At 71.8% G+C, this 22,126-nt stretch carries 23 protein-coding genes and 2 tRNA genes; 6 read left to right on the forward strand and 19 right to left on the reverse strand.

Annotated elements, in window-relative coordinates:
* Positions 1 to 3: 3 nt before the first annotated feature.
* From ABD126_RS21625 to ABD126_RS21640, 4 genes are all read right to left on the reverse strand, one after another.
* Positions 4 to 627, reverse strand: coding sequence for a putative glycolipid-binding domain-containing protein (locus ABD126_RS21625; protein WP_343935679.1), 624 nt, complete (start codon positions 625 to 627; stop codon positions 4 to 6).
* Complete coding sequence (locus ABD126_RS21630) at positions 624 to 797, reverse strand: antitoxin (protein ID WP_343935680.1); 174 nt, start codon at positions 795 to 797, stop codon at positions 624 to 626. The genes ABD126_RS21625 and ABD126_RS21630 overlap by 4 nt, the downstream gene beginning before the upstream one ends.
* Positions 798 to 1,135: 338 nt before the next feature.
* Positions 1,136 to 2,365, reverse strand: coding sequence for a thioester domain-containing protein (locus ABD126_RS21635; RefSeq protein WP_343935681.1), 1,230 nt, complete (start codon positions 2,363 to 2,365; stop codon positions 1,136 to 1,138).
* Between the two features lie 382 nt (positions 2,366 to 2,747).
* A complete protein-coding gene (locus ABD126_RS21640; RefSeq protein ID WP_343935682.1) occupies positions 2,748 to 3,959 on the reverse strand; it encodes a DNA cytosine methyltransferase in 1,212 nt (403 codons plus the stop codon).
* A 205-nt stretch (positions 3,960 to 4,164) separates the two neighbouring features.
* Here ABD126_RS21640 and ABD126_RS21645 point away from each other — a divergent pair, with 205 nt between their 5' ends.
* Positions 4,165 to 4,917, forward strand: a complete 753-nt coding sequence (locus ABD126_RS21645) for a hypothetical protein (RefSeq protein ID WP_343935683.1) — start codon at positions 4,165 to 4,167, stop codon at positions 4,915 to 4,917.
* 19 nt (positions 4,918 to 4,936) lie between these two features.
* On the opposite strand, the gene ABD126_RS21650 is transcribed toward ABD126_RS21645, so the two are convergent.
* Together ABD126_RS21650 and ABD126_RS21655 are read right to left on the reverse strand one after the other, a co-directional pair.
* Positions 4,937 to 6,370 (reverse strand): hypothetical protein, encoded by a 1,434-nt coding sequence (locus tag ABD126_RS21650; RefSeq protein WP_343935684.1) that lies wholly within the window; start codon positions 6,368 to 6,370, stop codon positions 4,937 to 4,939.
* 150 nt (positions 6,371 to 6,520) lie between these two features.
* A complete protein-coding gene (locus tag ABD126_RS21655) occupies positions 6,521 to 6,733 on the reverse strand; it encodes a hypothetical protein (protein WP_343935685.1) in 213 nt (70 codons plus the stop codon).
* Positions 6,734 to 6,878: 145 nt separating this feature from the next.
* Here ABD126_RS21655 and ABD126_RS21660 point away from each other — a divergent pair, with 145 nt between their 5' ends.
* Entirely contained in the window at positions 6,879 to 7,709 is an 831-nt protein-coding gene (locus ABD126_RS21660; RefSeq protein ID WP_343935686.1) for an NAD-dependent epimerase/dehydratase family protein, read from the forward strand.
* Positions 7,710 to 7,944: 235 nt separating this feature from the next.
* On the opposite strand, the gene ABD126_RS21665 is transcribed toward ABD126_RS21660, so the two are convergent.
* A complete protein-coding gene (locus tag ABD126_RS21665; protein WP_343935687.1) occupies positions 7,945 to 8,829 on the reverse strand; it encodes a ribonuclease Z in 885 nt (294 codons plus the stop codon).
* Between the two features lie 17 nt (positions 8,830 to 8,846).
* On the opposite strand from ABD126_RS21665, the gene ABD126_RS21670 reads away from it, so the two are divergent.
* On the forward strand, positions 8,847 to 9,662 hold the full coding sequence (locus ABD126_RS21670; RefSeq protein ID WP_343935688.1) for a serine hydrolase domain-containing protein: 816 nt from the start codon (positions 8,847 to 8,849) through the stop codon (positions 9,660 to 9,662).
* Here ABD126_RS21670 and ABD126_RS21675 read toward each other — a convergent pair.
* The 3 genes from ABD126_RS21675 to ABD126_RS21685 all read right to left on the reverse strand — a co-directional run bounded on the left by ABD126_RS21675 (position 9,628) and on the right by ABD126_RS21685 (position 11,077).
* Entirely contained in the window at positions 9,628 to 10,350 is a 723-nt protein-coding gene (locus ABD126_RS21675) for an NAD(P)-dependent alcohol dehydrogenase (RefSeq protein ID WP_343935689.1), read from the reverse strand. The two genes, ABD126_RS21670 and ABD126_RS21675, sit on opposite strands and share 35 nt — an antisense overlap.
* Before the next feature lie 97 nt (positions 10,351 to 10,447).
* Positions 10,448 to 10,666 (reverse strand): helix-turn-helix transcriptional regulator, encoded by a 219-nt coding sequence (locus ABD126_RS21680; RefSeq protein ID WP_425542855.1) that lies wholly within the window; start codon positions 10,664 to 10,666, stop codon positions 10,448 to 10,450.
* On the reverse strand, positions 10,667 to 11,077 hold the full coding sequence (locus ABD126_RS21685; protein WP_343935690.1) for a hypothetical protein: 411 nt from the start codon (positions 11,075 to 11,077) through the stop codon (positions 10,667 to 10,669).
* 197 nt (positions 11,078 to 11,274) lie between these two features.
* Here ABD126_RS21685 and ABD126_RS21690 point away from each other — a divergent pair, with 197 nt between their 5' ends.
* Positions 11,275 to 11,934: a hypothetical protein gene (locus ABD126_RS21690; protein WP_343935691.1), complete on the forward strand. Its 660-nt coding sequence runs from the start codon at positions 11,275 to 11,277 to the stop codon at positions 11,932 to 11,934.
* A gap of 64 nt (positions 11,935 to 11,998) precedes the next feature.
* On the opposite strand, the gene ABD126_RS21695 is transcribed toward ABD126_RS21690, so the two are convergent.
* Positions 11,999 to 13,159 carry a serine hydrolase domain-containing protein gene (locus ABD126_RS21695; protein WP_343935692.1) on the reverse strand — a complete coding sequence of 387 codons (1,161 nt, stop codon included), beginning with the start codon at positions 13,157 to 13,159 and terminating at the stop codon, positions 11,999 to 12,001.
* 266 nt (positions 13,160 to 13,425) lie between these two features.
* Here ABD126_RS21695 and ABD126_RS21700 point away from each other — a divergent pair, with 266 nt between their 5' ends.
* Positions 13,426 to 13,668: a hypothetical protein gene (locus ABD126_RS21700; RefSeq protein WP_343935693.1), complete on the forward strand. Its 243-nt coding sequence runs from the start codon at positions 13,426 to 13,428 to the stop codon at positions 13,666 to 13,668.
* A gap of 410 nt (positions 13,669 to 14,078) precedes the next feature.
* Here the strand turns inward: ABD126_RS21700 and ABD126_RS21705 are convergent.
* From ABD126_RS21705 to ABD126_RS21735, 7 genes are all read right to left on the reverse strand, one after another.
* Positions 14,079 to 14,151, reverse strand: a tRNA-Arg gene (locus tag ABD126_RS21705).
* 39 nt (positions 14,152 to 14,190) lie between these two features.
* Positions 14,191 to 14,280, reverse strand: a tRNA-Ser gene (locus ABD126_RS21710).
* A gap of 152 nt (positions 14,281 to 14,432) precedes the next feature.
* Positions 14,433 to 16,406: an acetoacetate--CoA ligase gene (locus tag ABD126_RS21715; RefSeq protein WP_343935694.1), complete on the reverse strand. Its 1,974-nt coding sequence runs from the start codon at positions 16,404 to 16,406 to the stop codon at positions 14,433 to 14,435.
* Positions 16,407 to 16,465: 59 nt separating this feature from the next.
* Complete coding sequence (locus ABD126_RS21720; RefSeq protein WP_343935695.1) at positions 16,466 to 17,230, reverse strand: ESX secretion-associated protein EspG; 765 nt, start codon at positions 17,228 to 17,230, stop codon at positions 16,466 to 16,468.
* Positions 17,227 to 18,477, reverse strand: a complete 1,251-nt coding sequence (locus ABD126_RS21725; protein ID WP_343935696.1) for a PPE domain-containing protein — start codon at positions 18,475 to 18,477, stop codon at positions 17,227 to 17,229. The genes ABD126_RS21720 and ABD126_RS21725 overlap by 4 nt, the downstream gene beginning before the upstream one ends.
* Positions 18,474 to 19,310 (reverse strand): hypothetical protein, encoded by an 837-nt coding sequence (locus ABD126_RS21730; RefSeq protein ID WP_343935697.1) that lies wholly within the window; start codon positions 19,308 to 19,310, stop codon positions 18,474 to 18,476. Before ABD126_RS21730 ends, ABD126_RS21725 begins: the two co-directional genes overlap by 4 nt.
* Positions 19,311 to 19,459: 149 nt before the next feature.
* The gene (locus ABD126_RS21735) at positions 19,460 to 20,143 is read right to left on the reverse strand and encodes a dienelactone hydrolase family protein (RefSeq protein ID WP_343935698.1); all 684 of its coding nucleotides are present in this window, start codon (positions 20,141 to 20,143) and stop codon (positions 19,460 to 19,462) included.
* A gap of 118 nt (positions 20,144 to 20,261) precedes the next feature.
* Between ABD126_RS21735 and hisC the strand changes: the two genes are divergently transcribed.
* Positions 20,262 to 21,329, forward strand: a complete 1,068-nt coding sequence (hisC, locus tag ABD126_RS21740) for a histidinol-phosphate transaminase (RefSeq protein WP_343935699.1) — start codon at positions 20,262 to 20,264, stop codon at positions 21,327 to 21,329.
* Here the strand turns inward: hisC and ABD126_RS21745 are convergent.
* Positions 21,326 to 22,078 carry a sulfite exporter TauE/SafE family protein gene (locus ABD126_RS21745; RefSeq protein WP_343935700.1) on the reverse strand — a complete coding sequence of 251 codons (753 nt, stop codon included), beginning with the start codon at positions 22,076 to 22,078 and terminating at the stop codon, positions 21,326 to 21,328. The genes hisC and ABD126_RS21745 overlap by 4 nt on opposite strands.
* Positions 22,079 to 22,126 lie beyond the last annotated feature (48 nt).

Below are 22,126 nucleotides of genomic sequence, written 5' to 3' on the forward strand. Positions count from 1 at the left end.
GCGTCAGATGCGGTAGGCGATGCCCGGGTAGTCGACGACCAGGCCGGTGCGGTCCACGGTGATGTCCTGGCGGAAGTCACCGCTCTCGAACGACACCACGGAGTGCTCGTCGCCCACCGACACGGTCCGGTACTTCTGGCGCACCAGCCGCACCGACAGGTCGGGCAGCGTCACGTAGACCACCGGCAGCTCGTGCTCGCCGGGCTCGGTCTGGAGGTTGAGCCGCCGGATGGGGATGGCGTTGAACAGCACCGCGGACTGCACGTCCACGTCCACCGCCCCGTCGAAGTCGGCGCGCTCGGCGCCCTGGCCGTGGTCGACCAGCCAGACGCCCTCCGAGGACCGGGACACCGAGATCTGGCGCTCCTCGGACACGGTGGCGGTGCGCAGCAGCAGCCGGGTCACGTTGCCGGTCTCGCCGACGCTGACCTCGAACGAGCCGCTGAACTGCTCCTCCGGCCCCGCCGTCACGATCCGGCCGGACGCCCGCAGCTTGCGCTCCGACAGCAGGAAGCGGACCTGTTCGAGCCGGGGCACGTCGTACCCCTGCCAGGTCACGATCTGCGCGGAAGGAGAGCGGGCCTCCCCGGTCTGGGTGACCCGCTCAGCCGTGTTGAACGAGTTCACGCTCCACCCGGAAGGATGTCCTTGGCCTTCTCGGCCACCTGCTTGACCTGCTCCTCGTGACCGAACTTCCCCGCGATGAAGTCGGCCGCGGCGTCGATGCCCTGGTCCACCTTCTCGTGGTTCTCCTCAAGCAGCTCGGACGCCTTGTTCTTGATCTCGTCGAAGTTCATCGTGCTCCTTCGCACTCCTGACGCAGGCTACCCGAATCGCCCCCGCGTCCCCAGCGCCAAACGCTACCGCCGGCGTGCGGAGATGGCTCGCCGTCGCCTGGTCGACCACGTCCCGTGGCCGTGAACCAGGAGCCACCCCGTGACCCGGCCGGAACCGCCGACCCGGCCGGACCAGCCCACCCAGCCCACCCAGCCCGCCCAGCCCCGAACCGCCGGACCAGCCCGAACCGCCAGCCCAGCCCGAACCGCCGGGCCAGTCCCAAACCGCCGGACCAGCCCCGAGCGCGGAACGGCCCCCTCGGGAGTCCCGAGGGGGCCGTTCGTCGAGCTGTCGCCTATCAGGCGGTCTTCTTGCGGCGCACGATGATCAGTGCGGCGGCGCCGGCGCCGAGCAGGCCGAGGCCGATCAGCAGCGGCACGAAGATGGACGCACCGGTCGAGGCCAGGTCGTCGTCACCGCCACCGGCGGCCGGGGCCGGGGTGGTGGTGGTCGTCGGGGCCGTGGTCGTGGTGGTGGTCGTCGTCGTGGTGGTCTCCGACGGCGTGGTCGGCTGGGTGCCCTCGGTCCACTTGACCTTCGCGGTGTCCTTGACCGACGCCGGGGTCGGCTTGGCGATCACCAGCGACTGGGTCTTCTTGCCGTCCTTGCCCACGAACAGGCGGCCGTGCTGCAGCTCCGCGGTGGCGCGGACGGTGAACTCGACCTCGCCGGGCGCGACGCCCTCGTCGACCTTGACGTAGACCTCGGCGATGTTGACCTGGGAGGCGGCGGTGAGGTCACCCTTCGCGGCGACGTCGAGCTTCTTGCCGTCCTTGTCGGTGAACGTGACGCCGGTCGGCAGGTTCGCCTCGATGGTGCCGGTGACCGCCGTGGTGCTGATGACGAACGGGCCGATCAGCGTGCCGGCCTTGCCCTCCAGCTCCTTCGGGTCGATCTTCAGCGTCGGGTTGGGCTCCTGGTCGAGGCCCGGGTTGTTCTCCGTCAGCTTCTTGTACATGGCGAGCACGTCGGCGTCGACGTCGTCCGGCTCGACCGTCGGGTCGCTCTCCTTGAGCACCGCGCCGTCGGTGAAGTGCCAGATGGCGGCCTGCGTGGCCGCGATCACCGCGCTCTCCTTCGCGCCCTCGGCGCCCAGCTCCTTCGCCGCGTCCTTGTAGGGCAGCTTCGGGTAGCTGTGGTGGAGGATCCAGTTCACCTTGGCCGCGTTCTCGGGGAACGTGGAGTCCGGGTTGGGGTGCTCGCCCCACGGAGCCTCGATCAGCGGGGTGCCGTCCTCCAGACCGGTGGGCAGCTCGACGCAGTAGGCGACAGCGGTGTCCTTCTCGCCGCCTTCCTTGATCAGGAGACCGATGAGCTCGGTGTTGACCGGCTTGCCACCGTCGTAGTCTTCGAGCTTGCCGTCCGCCTTCTTCTTCTGCAGGTGCACACCCATGCCCTGGATGTCGGCGGAGGGGTGCGGCTTCACCTCGACCGCGTCGGCGACGGCCGGGAGCGCGGTGGTCAGAGCGAACAGAGAGGCGCCAAGGACCGCAGCCCCTACGCGCTTCAGGGTCAACCGGGGTGCCATGTGTCTCCTTGAGGCTCGCGAGTAGCCCGTTGGTGTGGTTCGAGGCGGCGGGCTTCGAGTCGTCTTCGGGGGACCGCCTGGCAGGGGCTCCGACACCGAATCGACAGGAATCGGCGGAACACTATCCGATCGAGTTACCCCCGAACAGGTGTGGGTGACACTCTGTGTAGCAGTGGCTACGAGCAGCCAAAACGCGAGTGGACAGTCCACAAGGGACGATCGAAACGGGGTCCACGCTTGGGCCGGGCGGCCGTTTCGCCTACCGGCGAAAGGTCTCGACCAGTCCAGCCGGAACAGATCACCGCAGGTCAGGGCTGGTGTGGACCACCGACGCGGAAACCCGCGGGAACAAACCGACGCCGGTCCGTTGCCGAAAAGTGATCTAGGCGACCAGTTCGGCCGCGCCGATCGGCCGGATGTCCCCCACGCGCAACGAGGTCCCGGGCAGGCACAGGTCTTTCGCCGTCGGCGGCTGTCCACTCAGGATCCACTTGCACAGCGCCGCGAGCTGGTATGACACCAACGGGGGAACGGCATCCCCCAAGTGGCGGTAAGCGTTGCCGATGATGGACACGTCGAACCGGAACTTGCGCGGGAACCCCTGCAACAGCGCCATCTCGCGGACCGTGCACAGGCGGTGCTGCACGGGGTGCGCGTACCGGCCGTTGCCGACGTGCCCGCACTCGCGCTTGATGGTCCGCGCCGGCTCGTCCCACCACATGCGCCCGTAGACGTCCGGGTGGGACCCCCACTTGCCGTCGTCGATGATCTTGCGCTGCGCCGGGTTGAGCAGCTCCTCGGCGGGCGAGCCGACCAGGTCGCCCCACGAGCCGCCGTCGGCCGGGATCGCCATCATGCGTTCGAGGGACTTCGCGCTGCGGAACGACGGCGACACGTGCATCGCGTCCTCGGGGTCCGCCACGCCCGCCTCAACCGGCGGGAGCTTGCCGATCGCGCGCCGGACGGTCACCGCGCCGGGCCGGACCTCCCAGCCCGACCAGAGATCCTCCATGGTGCGCAGCGGGACGCCGGTGTCCACGGCGACGACCATCGCGCGCTCGCGCAGCTGCGGCAGCCCGAAGCGGGACAGCATGTGGCAGCTCGCGTCCACTTCGTACCCCAGCTCGACGAGCTGGTCGACCAGGCCGTCCAGGTGGTGGCGCTGCTTGCCCTTCACCAGCTCGCGGGCGTTCTCCAGCAGCATGACCCGCGGCCGGAACTCCGCCACGTACGCCGCCACCCGGCCGACCAGCGAGTTGCGCGGGTCGTCGCGCAGGTGGTTGGCGGGCGAGATGCGGGTGAAGCCGGAGCACGGCGGGCAGGCGACCAGCACGTCCAGCTCGCCCCGGCGGAGGTTCCAGACCTGCCGCAGCACGGCGGGGTCGAGCCGGCCGAGGTCCACCTGGAGCGGGTCGACGCCGATGTTCTCGCGGTAGGTCCCGTTGCAGCGCAACGAGCCCAGCCGCGACGACGGCTTGCCGATCTGCGCGTCGGCCGCGCCGACCACGGTGAAGTCGCGGTGCGCTTGGAACCCGAGGCTCATCCCGCCCGCGCCGGAGAACAGGTCGACGACCTTGTAGCTGGGTCCGCGCACCCGGCGATCCTACGGCGCGACACCAAATCCCCCGTGCGCGGTTGCCGGGTGCCGGCCGGGTGGATCACGTAGCTTGCCCGGCACGCGAGGCCGCGCCGGTGTGTCGCGGCGCGTTCGGGACCGATCATGTTCTTCGATCTGACCCGAACGCCCCGCGACGCACCGGCCCGCCGGCGGCCGAGCCTCCGCGACGAAGGAGCGGCAATTGGACGCAGCGCTGCCACCCGCCTGGCAACGACCAGACCCGTTGCGCGGCTTGGACAAAGTGCCGTGGTCCGACTTGGACCACGGTCCCGGTGTCGATGACCTGCTGCGCGCGACGGCCGAAGGCGACCCGGACGCGATCGCGGAGCTGGAGAGCCGGCTGCTGGACGACGACACGGTGTCGGAGGCGAGCTTCCACGCCGTGCCGTTCCTGGTCGAGCTGGCGGCCAACTACAAGGTGCCCGGCGCGGCGCGGGACCGGGTGGTGTTCCTGCTGGCCGCGATGGCCCTGGCGGGCGCCGGGTTCACCGACGACGGCAAGCGGACCCGCCGCCACTGGAACCCGGTGCGCCGCGAGCTGCCCCGCCTGCCGCCGGACTGGATCACCCAGACGCGGTACGCCGTCGCGAAGGGCGCGCCGAAGGTGTTCGACGCGCTGGCCGGTGCGGAGGTGGCGTGCGCGCTCGCCCTGGCCGTCGCGGTGCCCGAGGTGGTGCCCAAGCACGTCGTGGACGTGGCGCAGGGCATCGCCTTCGCCGGCACCCACCCGCAGTTGCTGGTGGAGGCGGCGTGCGTCGCCCTGCACCTGCTGCTGGACGAGGGCACGGACGACACCTGGGCCTACGCCATCGCGCAGGGCGACCCCGAGGAGCTGGCCCGCTACGAGAGCGGCGCGTACCCGGCCCACCAGCCGCCCGTCGTGACGGCGCAGCTGATGGGCTACCGGTACGCGTTCCGCGCGGCCTACGGCTGACCCGCCCGCCGGCGGGCGCCTACGCCGTGACCGCGCCCAGCTCGACCACCGGGTTCAGGACCTCGTCCTCGACCGCGACCGGGACGGCCGGCTCCAGCGGGCCGAGCGCGGTGCCCCACTCCTGGTCGGCCAGGGCGAAGGCGGCCACCGTCAGGGCCACCACCGGCCGGCCCAGGTTGAGCTGGTCGGCGACGAAGTCCAGCTCCAGCCGGGCCCCCAGCGGCGACGGGCGCAGCCGCAGGTACCCGTGCGGGGTCTCGTCGGGGTGGGCGAAGCGGCACGACCACTCGGTGAACACGATCGGGCGTTCCACCGTCTCGGTCGGGTTGAGCGCGCGCACGTTCGCGCCGACCGAGCCGTGCCGGAACGCGTCCGCCGCCCCGACCAGCAGCTCCTCGAACTCGATGGACGACACGCCCAGGTCGTGCCCGGCGACCAGGGCGACCTGCACCAGCGCCAGCGGCAGCTGCGGCAGGGCGTCCTCGAAGCACACCATCGCGCCGCCGTAGCGCGTGTTGATCTCGGTGGGCAGGAAGCCGTCGGCGGTGGCGATGCCGTCGAGGGTGAACGTGCCGCGGTAGTCGACCGTCTCGCGCAGGCGTTCGCCGACGCGGCGCGCCAGGTTGCGCATCTCCTCGCGGATGCGGGCCGGCGGGTCGTAGTACGACGCGCAGCCCGCGTAGAGGAACCGGGCCTGGCCCGCGCGGCGCGGGACGACCATCTCGATCGGGCGCAGCACGGCGGTGCCGTCGGGGAAGACGATGCCGTGCACGCTGACCGGGATGCCCTCCAGGAACGGCATCACCCGCACGAACTCGCACTTGGGCGCGAGCACCTGGAACGCGTCCAGGGCCTCCTCGCGGTCGCGGACGCGGCGCACGAAGTTCGCGCCGCCGTTGATCGCCGGGCCGTCGCCGGACCAGACGACGCCCGCGCCGCGGTCGAGCTTGAGCGTGGCGTCCCACAGGCCCTCGAAGTCGAGGTCGAGCACCACGGCCGGTGCGCGCGGCGCGGACAGCTCGTCCCACAGCGCGTCGATCGTGGTCTTGTTCTCCAGGTCCACCCATTCGGGGCGGCGCGCGTTGAGCACGGGCCGGCCCGCGAACTCGGGCGTGTGCACGTAGGGGGTGCTGATCACCAGCGCGTCGCCGGTCGGGTCGAAGTCCTCCAGGACCTCGCGGACGCGGCGGTTGGGCGAGGTGAGCAGCCGCGTCAGGCGGTTCTGCTCGACGGCGACGAACCCGCCCGCGATGCCCAGCGGCACCCAGCGGGCCACCTCGGAGTCGTGCAGCGGCGCGTGGTCGTCCGTCGAGAGCACGAGCGTATGGCGGGCACCCAGCTGGTGCAGCTCACCCGCGCGCGTACTCAGCCGGGTACCGCCCGCGAGCACGACCAGCCGGTCGCCGAACAAGGTGCCGAGGCGCGCGTGGAGCGCGGAAAGGACATGATCCATCGCCGAGAACTCGCTTTATGAGAAGCAGACGAGACAACCGGCGAGCGCCGGGTGTCACGCACTGTAGAGGTCCGCGAGTGGATCGGCCTAGCACGGTCTGGCAACGACCGGATGAAACTTGCCGATGGCGGTGGAACCCGCCGCGCGAGATCATCGAGCGGCGGCGCGAAGCACCTGGTCAACCTGGATCAGGAAGGCCTTGCGGTGGTCGGTCTGGGGCACCTGGAGGAGGAGGCCGAGCAGCGTGTCGTCGAGCGACGGCGGTGCGGCGGCGACGATCGCCGCGGCGGTCTCCAGGAAGCGCTGCCGCTTGGCCTCGTGCACGGCGTGTTCCGCGAGAACGCCCTCGATGCTCGTGTGCATGGCTGGGTGCGGGTAACTCACTTGGGTTGTATCGGCCGCCGCCAACAACACCTTTAGGGTCAATTTCCACCGGTTCGCTGACGCCCGACCGGGTGGTTGACGGCCTGTGCATCGCCGAACGGGTGATCGTGTTGGAATGTCCGGCATGCGTGTTCTGGTCACCGGCAGCCGGGGCTACCTGGGTCGTCGCGTTGTCGAACAACTCACCGGGGCCGGGCACGAGGTGGTGCCGTTCGCGGGCGACGTCCGCTCCGCCGAGGTGCCGGCGTGCGACGGGGTGGTGCACCTGGCGGCGCTCGTCCGGATCAGGGAATCGTTCAACAATCCCCTCGACTACTACGACGTCAACCTGACCGGCACGCTGCGGCTGCTGCGCGCGGGAGCGCCCCGGTTCGTCCTGGCGTCCACGGCGGGGGTGTACGGGACGCCGTGCGGCCCGGTGCTGGCGGAGGACCACCCGCGGGTGCCGACGAACCCTTACGCGGCCACGAAAGCCGCCGCCGAGGACGCCCTCACGTGGACCGCGCGGACCGGCGTGGCGGGGGCGGTGCTGAGGTTGTTCAACATCGCGGGCGGCGGCGACCGGGACGACACGCGGCTGGTGACGCGGGCGTGCGGGGTGGCGGCGGGCCGGGTGCCGTCGCTGGAGGTCTACGGGGACGGGACGGCGGTGCGCGACTTCGTCCACGTCCGTGATGCGGCCCGGGCGTTCGTGCTGGCCCTGGAGACCGCCGAGCCGGGTCGGTGCGAGGCCTACAACGTCGGGGCGACCCCGGCGAGCGTGAACGACGTGCTGGCCGCCGTGGAGCGCGGCACCGGGAACCCGGTCGAGGTCGTCCGCCGCCCCGCCCACCCCGGTGAGACGCGGGAGCTGCGGGCCGACACGGCGAAGCTGCGCGGCCTGGGCTGGGAGCCGCGCGAGTCGGGCCTGGCGGAGATCGTCGCCGACCAGTGGGCCGCCGAACGCCGCCACTGACCCGGGCTCGCGGCCGGGCAGGCGGGCCAGCCGGGGCAGCGGGGTAGGCGGGCCGGGCGAGGCAGGCCTGGCGGGCGGGCTGGCAGGGCGGGCAGGCGGTCGGGCAGGGCGGGCAGGCGGGCAGGGCGGGCGGGCAGGCGGGCAGGGCGGGCGGGCAGGCGGGCGGGCAGGCAGGCGGGCAGGGCGGGCAGGGCGAGGCGGGCGGGCCGGGCGGGGGCCAGTAGTCGGCGCGCGGTCAGCGTCGTTTGGGCACTGGCACCCGGTCGAGGTCGGCGGCGACCACCAACTCGCCGTCGAACACCTCCGCCGCCTCCGCCCGGAACGCCCCGGGGTCGGTGTAGCGCTGCGAGAAGTGCGTCAGCACCAGCTTGCGCACCCCGCACTCGGCCGCCACCCGCGCCGCCTGCCGCGCGGTCAGGTGGCCGTAGTCGACCGCCAGCCGCTCGTCCGCGTGCAGGAACGTCGACTCGATCACCAGCAGGTCCGCGCCGTCCGCCAGCTCGTACACCCCGTCGCGCAGCCGCGTGTCCATGACGAACGCGAACCGCTGCCCCGGCCGCCGCACGCTGACCTCGTCCAGCAGCGGCGGTTCCAGCGCCCGCACGGCCGGGCCGCTGATGCCGCGCGCCGCCAGCAGCTCGGGGACCATGCGCCGGCCGTCCGGTTCCACCAGGCGGTAGCCGTAGGTCTCGATCACGTGGTCCAGCCGCCGCGCCTCCAGGACGCCGAACGGGCCCTCCGCGACCACGCCCGGACCGTCCACCGGCACCTCGCGCAGGTCCAGGGTGTCGAAGAACGAGCTGGCGTGCCGCAGCCGCCCGAAGTACTCCTCGCCGGACGCCGGGTAGTAGGCGTGCACCGGGTGCGGCGCGCGGTCGAGGGACAGGCGTTGCACCACGCCGGGCACGCCCAGGCAGTGGTCGCCGTGGAAGTGCGTGACGCACAGGCGGGTGACGTCCCGCGCGGGCACGCCGGCCATCAGCATCTGCCGCTGGGCGCCCTCGCCGGGGTCGAACAGGAAGCCCTCGTCGTCCCACCGCAGCAGGTAGCCGTTGTGGGCGCGGGTGCGGGTGGGTACCTGGCTCGCGGTGCCAAGCACGACCAGCTCACGGGGTGACACATGGCAGAGTCTGCGGCATGGAGAGTCTGCACGCGGTGTCCCGGTGGCCGGTCGAGACGGCGGCGGCGGCGGTCGTCGACGCCTCCGGGCGGGTGCTCGGCGCGACCGGCCCCACCGACCACCGCTTCCCCCTGGCCTCGGTGACGAAGCTGCTCACGGCGTACGCGGTGCTGGTGGCCGTGGAGGAGGGGGCGGTGGAGTGGGACCAGCCGGCCGGGCCGGAGGGTTCGACGCTGCGCCACCTGATCGCGCACACGTCCGGGTTGGCGTTCGACTCCGCCGCGGTGCAGGCCGCGCCCGGGACCAAGCGGATCTACTCCAACACCGGCTTCGAGCTGATGGCGGACACCGTGGCCGCCGCCACCGACATCCCGTTCGCGGACTACCTGGCCGAGGCCGTGTTCACGCCGCTGGGCATGACGTCGTCCACTTTGGACGCCTCCCCCGCCGCCGGCGCCACGTCCACCGTGGACGACCTGGTCCGCTTCGCCGCCGAGGTGCAGGCCCCGAAGCTGGTCTCCGCCGGGCTGGTGGCCGAGGCGGTGTCGGTGGCGTTCCCCGGCCTGCGCGGTGTCCTGCCCGGCTACGGCATGCAGAAGGACAACGCCTGGGGCCTGGGTTTCGAGATCCGGGCGGACAAGTCGCCGCACTGGACCGGCACGACCAGCTCGCCGCGGACCGCCGGCCACTTCGGGCAGAGCGGCACGTTCCTGTGGATCGACCCGGACGCCGGCGCGGCATGCGTGGCGCTGGCCGACCGGCCGTTCGGCGAGTGGGCGGTGGCGGCGTGGACGCCGTTCACCGACGGGGTGCTGGCGGAACTGCGAGGCTGACCACGGCCTGGCCGCGGACCTCGCCGCGCCGCACGGCCTCGATGGCGCGCGGGACCTCGTCGAGCGGGTAGACCCGGTCCAGCACCGGGCGCACGTCGCCCGCCTCGATGAGATCCTTGAGGGCGAGGAGGCCGTCCCGGCTGTCCTTGTGCACCAGGACCTTCACCTTGAAGTGGCGGAACGGGGCGGCGAGCAGGGCGCGCAGCCACCGGTCGGTGCCCATGAACCACTTGCCGCCCGTGCCGCCGACGAGGACGAGCGCCCCGCCGGGCTTGAGGACGCGTCCGCAGTCCTTGAGGGACGGGTTGCCGTAGACGTCGATGAGGGAGTCGTACCGGCCGCCCCACTCGCCGCGGGTGTGGTCGAGGACGCGGTCCGCGCCGAGGTCGCGCACCAGGTCCGCCTTGGCGGGCCCGCGGATCCCCGTCACCTCCGCGCCCCGCGCCTTGGCGATCTGGACCGCGTACGTGCCGACGCCGCCGGACGCGCCGGAGATCAGCAGCTCCCGCCCGGTCGCCGCCCGGACGGCCTGGAGCGCGGTGAAGGCGGAGAGCGGGACGGCGGCGGCCTGGGCCGGCGTGAGGTTCGCGGGCTTGGCGACGAGCTGGGCCGCGGGCACGGCCACGAGTTCGGCGCAGGTGCCGCCGTGCCGGCCGAACACCTCGTCCCCCGGTTCGAACGCGGTCACGCCGGCACCGCGCGCGGCTCGGGCGGTTCGACGTCCCGCACGACGAGCACGTCCTCGGGCGCTCCGTAGCGTTGGTGCACAACGGCCTTCACCTGGCTCACCCCTCCGGGTACTGGAACACGTCGGTCAGCGGCACGCCGAACACGCGCGCGATCTGGAACGCCATCTCCAGCGAGGGCGAGTACTTGCCCTGCTCGATGGCGATGATGGTCTGGCGGGTGACGTCGACCGCCTTCGCCAGCTCCGCCTGCGTCATCTCCCCGTGCGCGAACCGCAGCGCCCGGATCGAGTTGGTGACCTTCGTCGGCTTGCCCACTCAGAACCCCCGCCGGTACGCGACGAGCTTGACGACGCTGCCGACGACCGCCGCGAGGACGAACGCCGCGTACATCGCGTTGGCGTTCCAGAAGTGCCGGGCCTCGGCGAGGGTCAGCGCGAGCGGGCCGACCATCGCCACCCCGAGCACGGTCCCGGCGACGTACTCGCCGCGCCGGTTGACGTCCCGGTCGCGCTCGTCGGTCTTCTGGTCGCCACGCGTGAAGACCTCGACCAGGATCCGCGCGACGACGGTCCCGACGATGGCCAGGCCGATCGCCCACAGCAGCGCGCCCTTGTAGGTGACGTCGACCAGCGGGCCGTCCCGGTTGAGCAGGACGACCGCGTACGCCGCCCATGTCCCGGCGGTGACCAGCAGGTACACCCATGTCCCGCGCTCTTCGTACGACACCCCGACCCCCATCGATGTAAAGCAGGCTTGACACGAGCCAGTGTCAAGCAGGGCCGACATGGTGTCAAGCATGTTTGACATGACCCGGTCGTCCGGGACAGTCCTGGAGCGCCGGGACCGCTTGTCGGACACCGGTTCGCACGGATTGCCTTCGAGTCGAGCGACCTCCGCTCGTCACCCCTACCGAGGAGAAGGCTTTGATCACCCTGCTCAAGAGGTTCGGCAAGAAGTCGGCCCTGGCGCTGGCCGTCGCCGGCGTGCTGGGCGCGGTCGCGCTGAGCGCGTCCGACCGGGCCCCCGAGATCGTCCCCGTCGCCGCGACGCAGGCCGACCGCGCGAGCCTGGGCGCGGAGACCGTGAGCGCGCTGGACAACCTCGCCCGCACCGGCAAGCTCACCGACGCCGACCGCAAGGCGCTGGCGAAGAACCGCGACGTGGCGCGCCAGGTCGTCGACCCGGCCAAGACGAAGGTCCACGAGGTGTCCACCGCGACGGGCGGGAAGGCCGGCAAGTCCGGCTGCCACCGCGCGGACCGCTACATCTCCTACAAGACCCTGTTGGGCGCGAAGGCGTTCGAATGGCACAAGGTGCTGCACTACTGCTGGTCGGCGAGCGGCAAGGTGACGATCAAGGAGCGCCGGCACTACATCAAGAACAACGACGGCTTCAACTACGACCGTGGTCTGGTGAGCAACACGCAGAGCGGTAAGAACACGCCGCACTACGCGTCCACGATGCAGGGCAAGGTGGAGAACTGCATCGTCAAGTACGGCTGCATCAAGATGAACAACCCGTACATCCGGATCGTGGTCAACGGCAAGAAGGGCCTGCCGTACCAGATCTGGCAGCGCCCCTGAGCGGGTCCCGACCCTGCGCACGAGAACCGCCGCGATGCCCTCGCGGCGGTTCTCGCTCTTGTGCCTACTCGTCGCAGAGCGCGGTGGCCGCGAGCTTCTTGTGGGCGGCCTCGAACCGCTGTCGCGTCGCCGGGTCGAACGGGTCGATGGCGCCGTGGGTGATCGAGAACTCGATGCGACGGGCGCCGTCGGCCGTGCTGTACATGTACGAGGTCGCGCTCTGGGTGCCGCCGGTGTGGCCGAAGGCGGTGCAGCCCGGGGCGAAGTCGTTGCGGAACAGGCCGAGCCCGATCTGCTCGCCGGGCACCGGCGTCGGCAGCGAGGTGCGCATCTGCGCCAACAGGTCGGGCCGCAGCAGCCGGCCGCCGAGCAGGGCGGTGAGGAACGCGTCGAGGTCGCGGGTGGTCGAGATGATCTCGCCCGCCGCGCCCGCCCAGGACGGGTTCATCCGGGTGATGTCGACGACCTGGAGCCGACCGTTCTCCGGGAAGGCCATGTAGCCGCGGGCGTGCGGGCCGGGGATGCCGGTGCGCGTGCCGGGCAGGGTGGTGCCGTGCAGGCCGAGGGGCTTGAGGATGCGCCGCTCGACCTGCGTGGCGTACTCGGTGCCGGTGACCTTCTCGATGAGCAGGCCGAGGAGGGCGTAGTTGGTGTTGGAGTAGGCGTAGCGGGCGCCCGGCTCGAACCGCGCGGGCTTGGCGAGGGCGGTGCGGACGAGGTCGTCGGCTTCGTAGGTGCGGAACAGGTTGTCGACGTACTCGCGGCCCCACAGGGGGAGGCCGGGGTCGGGTGTGCCGTCGGCCTTCACGTCGCCGGTGTAGTTGAAGAGGCCACTGGTGTGCTGCAACAGCATGCGGACCGTGATGCGGCGGTCGAGCCCGAACCGGGGCAGGTGGTCGGCGACCGGTTCGTCCAGCCGGACCTTCCCTTCACCGACGAGCTGCAACACCACGGTCGCCACGAACGTCTTGGTGATGCTCCCGGCCCGAAACCGCCCGCCGGGCAACGGCTGCACCGAACTCCCCAACTCCCGCGCCCCAGCACTACCCACCCACACACCCCGCCGATCGTTGACCCGAACCACCACACCGACCCCACCGGCCGCCACGACCTCACCCATGGCCTGCCGAACCCCGGCCGCCCCCTGGCCCCCCGGAGCCGCAACCGCCTGCCCACCCAGCCCCACAGCCACCGCGACAGCCGCGACGACACCGATCCACCGCATTCCGGTTCCCCTCAACGCTTCGAGATTGTCGAGGTCGAACCTAGGAACGGAAACCCGCGCCGAACATCTCGACAGCGCCCGCCCCGTGGTGGTGCAGACACCACCTTTTGCTTTCACCGAGCCGGTCACGCTTCACCACATCTACGTTGCCAAACGCCCCTTCCGCCGGCGTAACTTCGCGGACAAAGCATGACCCGCGACGCCGTCGAGGGCGCGACACAAGCCGACGACCTGGCCGCGCTCGGGAGAGGCACATCGAGCGGGGCTTGGGCGAGCAACAGTTCAGCGCACTGCGCCAAGCAGCCGACGACGTGGACGACGCGGTCGCGGGCGCGCGTGAGAACGTCGCCAACTCACTCGAACCCAGCTCGACCGCCGCGTCGGCCAACCGGGGCTGGCTCTCGTCCGGGGCGCTCGCCGAGTGCCGGCAGGCTTGGTCCGATCACCTCGTCGGTGTCATCGAGCGGACGGCCGAGGCGCTGGACGACCTGCACTGGGAGGCGGAATGACCACCGGGATCAGGTGGAGGTCTTGGGCCGGTGTGGCGGTTCTTGCCGCTGTGGGGAGCGTGCTGCTCAGTGCGCAGGCGCATGCGGTGCTAGCGGCGTTTCACCAGCGCACGGCGCACCTGTGTGACGGCTCCCTGCCGATGCCGGCCAGTTCGTACGTCTACGCGTGGAGTGGTGTCGCGGCTGCGGTCGTGGCTGCCGTGGGGGTGGCTCTGGTGGGGAGGGCGGCGGTTCGCCCTCTTGGTGTGGTGCTTGTCGTCATCCTCGCGCTGGCGGTGGGTGTGCTGTTGGTCTCTGCCGGGTGGACGGTGTGGGACGTGTACCAGGACGCACGGCCCGTCGCGCGGGTTTGCGGCGGGTAAGCGGCAAAGCAAGACCGCCGCGAGGTTCTCGCGGCGGTTCTTGAGGAGCGCGCTCGGCAGGATTCGAACCTGCAACCTTCTGATCCGTAGTCAGATGCTCTATCCGTTGAGCTACGAGCGCATCGTTCTTCAATTGTCACCCGACCGGGGTCGGGTGTTGCGGAGGCTCCGGGATTTGAACCCGGGATGGGCGGTAAACCCAAACCGCATTAGCAGTGCGGCGCCATAGACCAGACTAGGCGAAGCCTCCCGGAGCCCTGCGGTACGACGCATAGGTTACACATGCCGGTGCCCTACTAGCAAAACGCCCCCCTCCTACACCCATCCGCGCTGGTCAGAGGGTGTGGAGGGGGAGTTCACCGGGGGTTCAGGAGGCGCACTTGTGGCGTACGTCTCCCTCGATCATTCCGACGCCAGCGCCAGGAACGGGGTCAGGGCGTCCGGATTGCGCAGGGCGTCCCTGCTCACGGCCTTCTCCGGCGGGGTTCCGGCCAGGATCTTCTTGACCGGGACCTCGCACTTCTTGCCGTTCAGGGTCCTCGGGACCTCATCCACGGCGATGAAGCGGTTCGGGACGTGGCGTGGGGACAGGTTGGTGCGCAGTTCGCTCTTCAGGAGCGGTTCGACGGTCGACAACTCGACGTCGGGGGCCAGGACCAGGAAGCACAGCAGTTCGCCGTCGGTCTGGCCCGCACCGGACGTGTCGATCACCAGCGAGTCCAGCACGCCCTCGACGCCCTCCACTACCCGGTAGAACTCGCTGGTCCCCATCCGGACCCCGCCGCGGTTCAGGGTGGAGTCGCTGCGGCCGTAGATGACCGCCGAACCCCGCGGCGTGACGCGGATCCAGTCGCCGTGCCGCCACACGCCCGGGTACGTGTCGAAGTACGCCTCGCGCAGCCGCGACCCGTCCTCGTCGCCCCAGAAGAACACCGGCATGGACGGCATCGGCTCGGTGATCACCAGTTCGCCCACCTGGTCGACCACCTCGTTCCCGGACTCGTCGTACGCCCGCACGGCCGCGCCCAGCGCCCGGCACGACAGCTCGCCCAGCCACACCGGCAGGTCCGGCGCGGCGGCGACGAACGCGGTGCACAGGTCCGTGCCGCCGGACACCGAGGCGATCTGGACGTCCCGCCCGACCGCGTCGGCGATCCAGCGGAAGCCCTCGGGGGTCAGCGGCGCGCCGGTTGAGCCGACCACCTTCAGGCCCGTGAGGTCGTAGCGGGTCGCGGGCTTGAGGTCCTCCTTTAGGCACGACTGGATGTACGGGGCGGACGTGCCGAAGTACGTCACCCGGTGCTGCTCGGCCAGGTGCCACAGGACCGACAGGTCCGGGTGCGCGGGGCTGCCGTCGAACAGCACGATCGTGGTGCCCACCAGCAGGCCGGACACCAGGAAGTTCCACATCATCCAGCCGGTCGTGGTGAACCAGAAGAACCGGTCTCCCGGGCCGAGGTCGCTGTGCAGCGCCAGCATCTTCAGGTGCTCCAGCACGATCCCGCCGTGCCCCTGGACGATGCCCTTGGGCAGGCCGGTCGTGCCGGACGAGTACAGCACCCACAGCGGGTGGTCGAACGGCACCGGCTCGAACGCCAGGTCGGCGTCGGCGTGCTCGCGGAGCAGCGAGTCCCACGCGACCGTCCCGGGCAGGGTGCCGCCCAGGTAGTCGACCAGCACGGTGGCGCGAAGGGACGGGATCTCCGCCCGCAGCTTCTCCACCGTCGGCCGCACGTCGAACCCGCGCCCGTTGTACCGGTACCCGTCCACGGCGACCAGCACCGTCGGCTCGATCTGGGTGAACCGGTCGGCGATCGCCCGCGCGCCGAAGTCCGGCGAGCACGACGACCACACCGCGCCCAGCGACGCCGCCGCCAGGAACGCGATCAGGGCCTCCGGCGAGTTGGGCACCAGGGCCACCACGCGGTCGCCGCGGCCCACGCCCAGCTCCACGAACCCGGCCCGCACGGCCGCCACGCGGCGGCGCAGCTCGCGGTAGGTCAGCTGGGCCGCCAGCCCGTCCTCGCGGTGGAAGATCACGGCGAGGTCGTCGGTGTCGTGCCGCAACGCGTGCTCGGCGTAGTTCAGGGTCGCGCCGGGGAACCACTCCGCGCCGGGCATCGTCCGGGCGCCCAGGACGGCCGTGGGCGCGCTGTGGAAAGCCACCTCGAAGAACTCGGCGAGAGCGCCCCAGAACGCCTCCAGGTCGGTGACGGACCACTCGTACAGCTCCGAGTAGTCGGCGAAGGAGAGGCCCTTCTCGTCGGCGAGCCAGGTGCGGAACGCGGCCATGCGGCTGTCCGCGACCCGGTCGGGGTCGGGACGCCACAGCAGCTCTGCCTCGCCGGCGGCGGTGCCGGCACGCATGTCGGTCATACCTGAAGTTCCTAGCTCATCGGAGCGCCCGGAACCACAGTCGCCAACCACACACCGGTTCAGTTGCGGCTGGCGCCCGCCACCAGGTGTTCCACGGCGGAGGCGAGGCGCGCGGCGTCCACGGGCGCGACGACGAGCCACGTGCCGTCGCGGCGGACCAGGTACCGGCCGTCGGCGGTGTCCAGCCACGACACGGTGTCGCCGGTCGGGTGCAGGTAGCCGTTGCGGTTGCGGGCGATCACGCCGACCTGGCCGCCGCCGCGGCGGGTGGTGACGGCGCGCATGAGCGTGTTCGCCTCGGGTTCGCGCAGGCCGGCGCGGCGCAGCACGTCCAGGAAGCCCTCGGTGCCGTCCTGCTCGCCGGCGCGGCCCGCCGCCAGGTAGTCGTCCCAGCGGACGTTGACCGAGCGGCCGGAGCCGGGCGGCGCGGGCGGGAGGGTGCCGACGGTGGTGGCGGCCAGCGCGGTCGGCCGGAACCCGGTCACCTGCACCTGCTCGCCGACCCGGCCCGCGAACGCGCCGTGCCACGCGGCGGTGGCCAGGCCGCGTGCCTGTTCACCCCCGCGGGTGAACACGACCTCCAGGCCGATCTCGAACTCCGCGAGGCCGCGCAGGACGCCGTACAGCTCCTCGTCGGGCCGCTGCACGGTGCCCAGGCCGCGCGCGAACAGCTCGCGGGACGTGGTCTCCACGAGCCGCGCGCGTTCCTGCTGGGTGTGGCCGTAGTGCCGGGTGCCGAGCGGGACCGGGTGAGCCTCGCGGTGGACCGCCTGCCAGAGCAGGAAGAACTCCAGGGTGCTCAACCGGAAGACTCTGTCGGTCACAGGCCGATCACCGGGGGAGCGGCCTTGCGGTCGACGCCGAACACGTTGTCCTCTTCCTCCAGGTACCCGGGCCGGTTGCGCTCGTTGGACCCGGCGGAGCCGCCCGCGACCGGCGGCGGGGCGGCCATCGGCGCCGCGCCGATCATGCCCGACTGCGGGGTGACCGCCTTGGACGACGAGAACTGGCTGGTCACGCTGCCCGGGTGGGCGCTGCCGGTCCGGTCGCCGACGAAGCCGGGCGTCGCCGCGGGGCTGCCCAGCGGGCCGCCACCGCCGCCGGCCGCGCCGCCCATGACGGGCACGGGCATGCGGCCGGGCGCGTAGCCGCCGCGCCCGCCGGACCCGCGGCCCTGCTGCGGGGCGGTGTGCTCGCGGCCGGGCTGCGACTGGGGCTGGCCGGCGACGACGTGCCCGCCGGAGGTGTCCGGCGGGGGCGTGCCCGGTCCGGTCGGCGGGGCCACCGGCGGCGTGGTCGGCGCGGCCACCGGGTTGGGCGGCGGCACGAACGACGGGACGGTCCGGTCCACCAGGTAGGAGTTCTGCTGGAACATCGCCATGACCTCGGCGGCCTGGCGGTGCGAGGCGTCGGCGGTCAGCACGGAGTCCACGGCGGGCGCGCCGACCCGGTCGATGCCGGTGAACGGGCTGGTCGGCGCGGTGGGCGCGGGCACCGGCTCGACCGGCTCGCGCAGGCTGTCGACGGGCAGGCGGTCCTCGTAGCCGCCGTCCACCAGCGGGCGGCGGGCCGAGACCAGCGGCGAGCGCACGGGCGTCGGGGCGACCGGCGTCGGGGCGCCGGTGAGCGGGCCGCCGGTGGCCGGCGGGACGGCCGGGTCGGGCAGCGGCGGCGCGGGGACCGGCGCGGGCATCATCTCGCGCGCGGTCTGGACGTGCTGGATCTCGTCGCCGATGCACTTGGCGACGTTCTCGGCGTGGTCGCTGGTGTTCAGCGCCCACTTCTCCACCGACTCCAGCGCCTCCCGCGCGCGGTCGGCCGACTCGCCGGACCACGCCTGCTGGGACTGGGCGATGGCGCGCGCGAGCAGCTCGTGCACGTCGGCGAGCTGCTTGCCGACGGCGGTCCAGTCGGCCTGCGCCGAACCGGCGGCCTTCAGGTCGACGCCCTCGTGGATCATCTTGTAGAGGGCCTCGTGCGAGTAGGTCATCCAGTCGACCTTCTGGCCGAGGTCGCTGGGCTTGTCGTGGCCGTTGTGCTGACCGTTGTCGCCGTTCTTGTGGTCGTTCACGGGCCCTTGACCTCCCCGGCCTTGCCGAACGCGTCCGCGGCCTCGTCGTCCGCGTCCTCCAGGTTGCGGGCGGCGTCGCGGATGGTCTTCTCGACCTCGAACAGCACGTCCAGGAAGTCGCCGATGACGGAGACGGCCGACCGGTCGTCGCCGACGGCCACCTCGCGCAGCCGGCGGCTGATCGCCTCGCCGACCCAGTTGTTGCCGAACTTGAGCTCCACGTCGAGGTTGTCCACGGCGGTGCGGTGCACGCCGTCGACCAGGTCGCGGGCCTGGGTGATCAGCTTGACCAGGTCCTGCACGGCCTGCTTGTCCAGGTCGAGCTTGACCTCGCCCTTGTCGACCGCGTCCAGGGCGGTGGTGGCCTTCTGGAGGTCGGTCTCGGCGGAGTTGGCGAAGGTCGGGTTGGCGGCGGCGAGCGTCTCCGGCTTGATCACCTGGGTAGCCGACTGGTCAGTGCCCGTCGAGGTGGTCGGCGCGTCGGCGGGAGCCGTCGGGGGCGCGGGGGCCGGTGGGGTCGCGGGGGCCGGCGCGACCGGCGGCGGCGTCACGTACGTGGGCGCGTCGGCGATCGGCGGTGTCGTCACCTGGGTCGGCGCTTCGGTGGGCGGCGGCGCGAACGGTGGGGCCGGCGCGTAGGGCGGCTGCTCGGACAGCGCGGGCGCGCTCAACGTCACCGTCGCGCCGTCGGCGGGTGCCCCGAAGGGACCCACCGCGTTCTGCGGCAGGTCGGCCGGCGTGATCACCTGTGTCGTGGACGTGTCCGGCACCGGGTACGGCGCGTTCACCGGTGGTGCGGGATGTGTCAGTGGAACGGTGTTCCCGTCGCTCATCAGTTACCCCCTGCACTGCGCACTTCGCCGTAGCCGCGCCGCGCGTTACCCAGCCACCGCGCCCGCCTCGGCGTTCCGGACGCACTCCTTAGATGTACCGGGAAGCACGTCCGGTTCCAAGCCGCTGTAAAGACTCTTGTGAGGAGCCGTCATCGCAGGTGGGAGTCGAACCAGTTGAGGGCCCGCTGCCAGGCTTCCGCGCTGGCCGCCGGGGTGGTGTCGAAGCGGTGGCTGGTGTGCCGGAAGCGGACGACGTCGGTCGCGACCGGGGCCGCCGCGGCGGCGTCGCGGAGCTTCTCCACGTCCGTGAACGGGATCTCCGCGTCGTCGTCGCCGTAGAGCCCCAGCCACGGGCAGGTCAGCTCCTCCGCGACCTCCACCAGCGACGGCAGCCCCTCGGCCAGCGGCGCGAGGATGCCGCCGCCGCCGACGGTCACCGCGGCGCCGATGCTTCGGCTTCCCGCAACCACCATCGCGACCGATCCGCCCAGGTCGAAGCCCATGACGCCGAGGCGGTCGGCGCTCACGCCGCGCTGCCCCAGCCAGACGAACGCCACGTCGGTGTCGGCCAGCACCGACTCGCCGGACAGCAAGCCCGCCCGCTCGTCCGCGTCGGCCGGCTCGTCCTCCGCCCCGTGGTAGAGGTGCGGGGCGACCGCGAGCCACCCCTCGCCGGCCAGGCTGCTCACCAGTCCCCGGACGGTGTCGGTCACGCCGCGCGCCTCGTGCAGCACGACGATGCCGCCGCGGACGACGTTCTCCGGCTCGGCGACGGTCAGCCGCAGCGTGCGGCCGTCGGTGAGCGAGAGCGTCTCGGTGCGGGTAGGTGTCATGGGGCAACCCTTCCACGTGGAGGTGAACCGCAGTCAACGTGAGCAACCAGACGGCCGGTATGCCCCATCCGGGTCTTGAGCGGCTAACGTCCTGGTCAGAACCGGAAGGAGCCCTCGGATGACCGTGCGAACCCGCGCAGACCTCTCCGCGCTACCCAGTTACGTGCCCGGTAAAACCATCCCCGGCGCGATCAAGCTGGCCAGCAACGAGGTGTCGGCCGGACCGCTGCCCAGCGTGGTGCGGGCGATCGCGGACGCGGCCACCGCCGTGAACCGCTACCCCGACACCGCCGCCACCGACCTCGTGGCGCGGCTGGGTCAGAAACTCGGCGTGGCTCCGGAGCACGTGGCCGTCGGCTGCGGTTCCGTGACGCTGTGCCAGCAGGTGGTGCAGGCCACCTGCACGGAGGCCGACGAGGTGGTGTTCCCGTGGCGGTCCTTCGAGGCCTACCCGATCATCACCCAGGTCGTGGGCGCGCAGGCCGTGCGCGTGCCGCTGACCGAGGGCCACGGCCTGGACCTCGACGCCATGGCCGCCGCGATCACGCCGAAGACCCGGCTGGTGTTCGTGTGCAACCCCAACAACCCGACGGGCACGGCGTTGCGCACCGAGGAGATCGAGCGGTTCATCGAGCGGGTGCCGCGGGACGCGCTGGTCGTGATCGACGAGGCGTACCGGGAGTTCGTGGACGACGACGCGATCCCGGACGGCGTCGAGCTGGCCAAGCGGCAGTGGGCGGCGGGCCGGGACAACGTGGCCGTGCTGCGGACGTTCTCCAAGGCCTACGGCCTGGCCGGGCTGCGCGTGGGGTACGCGGTGGCCTCGCCGGCGGTGGCCGAGACGCTGCGCAAGGTCTACGTGCCGTTCAGCGTGAACGCGTTGGCGCAGGTGGCGGCGATCGCGTCGCTGGACGCCGAGGACGAGCTGATGGCGCGGTGCCGGGCGATCGTCGGCGAGCGGGCGCGGGTGCGCTCGGAACTGGTCGCGGCCGGGTTCGAGGTGCCGGTGACGCAGGCGAACTTCGTGTGGCTGCCGCTGGGCGAGCGCACCGCCGCGTTCAACGAGCACTGCTTGGCGCACAAGGTGATCGTGCGCGCGTTCGTCGGTGACGGCGTCCGCGTGACGATCGGCGAGCCGGAGGAGAACGACGCCTTCCTGGCCGCCGCGAAGTCGTTCGAGGGCTAGTCCTTCACCAGCAGTTGGACGATGGCCGCCACTCCCACCAGCACGATGACCGCCCGCAGCGCGGTCGGTGGGAGTCGGCGGCCGACCTTCGCGCCGATCTGACCGCCGACGACGGACCCGACCGCGAGCAGCGCGACGGCGAGCCACGCCACGTCGGCGATGAAGATGAACAGCACGCCGGCGACCAGGTTCACGAAGGCCGTCAGCACGTTCTTGAGGGCGTTCATGCGTTGGAGGTGCTCGTTCATGAGCACGCCCATGAGCCCCATCACCAGCACGCCCTGCGCGGCCCCGAAGTAGCCGCCGTAGATGCCCGCGAGGAACACGCCGACCCACAGCGACAGGCCGCCGTGCTCGTGGCGTTCACGTTCGGCGAGCTTGCGGTTGAGCCAGGGTTGCAGCACGACCAGGACGAGCGCGATGGCGATGAGGACGGGCACGATCGCCGAGAACGCGTTCTCCGGCAGGGTGACCAGCAGCACCGCGCCCACGACCGCGCCGAGCACCGAGGCCGGCAGCAGCCGCTTGACCCGGTCGCCCTGCCCGGTGAGTTCCCTGCGGTACCCGAACGCGCCGCTCAGCGACCCGGGGACGAGCCCGAGGCTGTTGGACACGTTCGCGGTGACGGGCGGGTACCCGACGGCCAGCAGCACGGGGAAGGTCACCAACGTGCCCGACCCGACCACGGTGTTGATGCCACCCGCGAACACCCCGGCGAGGACGACGATGACCGCTTCCAACGTCGTCACGTCCACCCCCGCTCGCCGATTTGATTAGCGACGCTAACACTCCGAACG

The sequence above is a fragment of the Saccharothrix mutabilis subsp. mutabilis genome (assembly GCF_039521145.1).
Lineage (GTDB): Bacteria > Actinomycetota > Actinomycetes > Mycobacteriales > Pseudonocardiaceae > Actinosynnema > Actinosynnema mutabilis.

Bases quoted from the DNA above. Each gene is read 5' to 3' on its own strand.
- ABD126_RS21630 (WP_343935680.1), bottom strand. From the start codon at position 797: ATGAACTTCGACGAGATCAAGAACAAGGCGTCCGAGCTGCTTGAGGAG.
- ABD126_RS21635 (WP_343935681.1), bottom strand. From the start codon at position 2,365: ATGGCACCCCGGTTGACCCTGAAGCGCGTAGGGGCTGCGGTCCTTGGC.
- ABD126_RS21650 (WP_343935684.1), bottom strand. From the start codon at position 6,370: ATGGATCATGTCCTTTCCGCGCTCCACGCGCGCCTCGGCACCTTGTTC.
- ABD126_RS21655 (WP_343935685.1), bottom strand. From the start codon at position 6,733: ATGCACACGAGCATCGAGGGCGTTCTCGCGGAACACGCCGTGCACGAG.
- ABD126_RS21660 (WP_343935686.1), top strand. From the start codon at position 6,879: ATGCGTGTTCTGGTCACCGGCAGCCGGGGCTACCTGGGTCGTCGCGTT.
- ABD126_RS21670 (WP_343935688.1), top strand. From the start codon at position 8,847: ATGGAGAGTCTGCACGCGGTGTCCCGGTGGCCGGTCGAGACGGCGGCG.
- ABD126_RS21695 (WP_343935692.1), bottom strand. From the start codon at position 13,159: ATGCGGTGGATCGGTGTCGTCGCGGCTGTCGCGGTGGCTGTGGGGCTG.
- ABD126_RS21715 (WP_343935694.1), bottom strand. From the start codon at position 16,406: ATGACCGACATGCGTGCCGGCACCGCCGCCGGCGAGGCAGAGCTGCTG.
- ABD126_RS21730 (WP_343935697.1), bottom strand. From the start codon at position 19,310: ATGAGCGACGGGAACACCGTTCCACTGACACATCCCGCACCACCGGTG.
- ABD126_RS21735 (WP_343935698.1), bottom strand. From the start codon at position 20,143: ATGACACCTACCCGCACCGAGACGCTCTCGCTCACCGACGGCCGCACG.
- hisC (WP_343935699.1), top strand. From the start codon at position 20,262: ATGACCGTGCGAACCCGCGCAGACCTCTCCGCGCTACCCAGTTACGTG.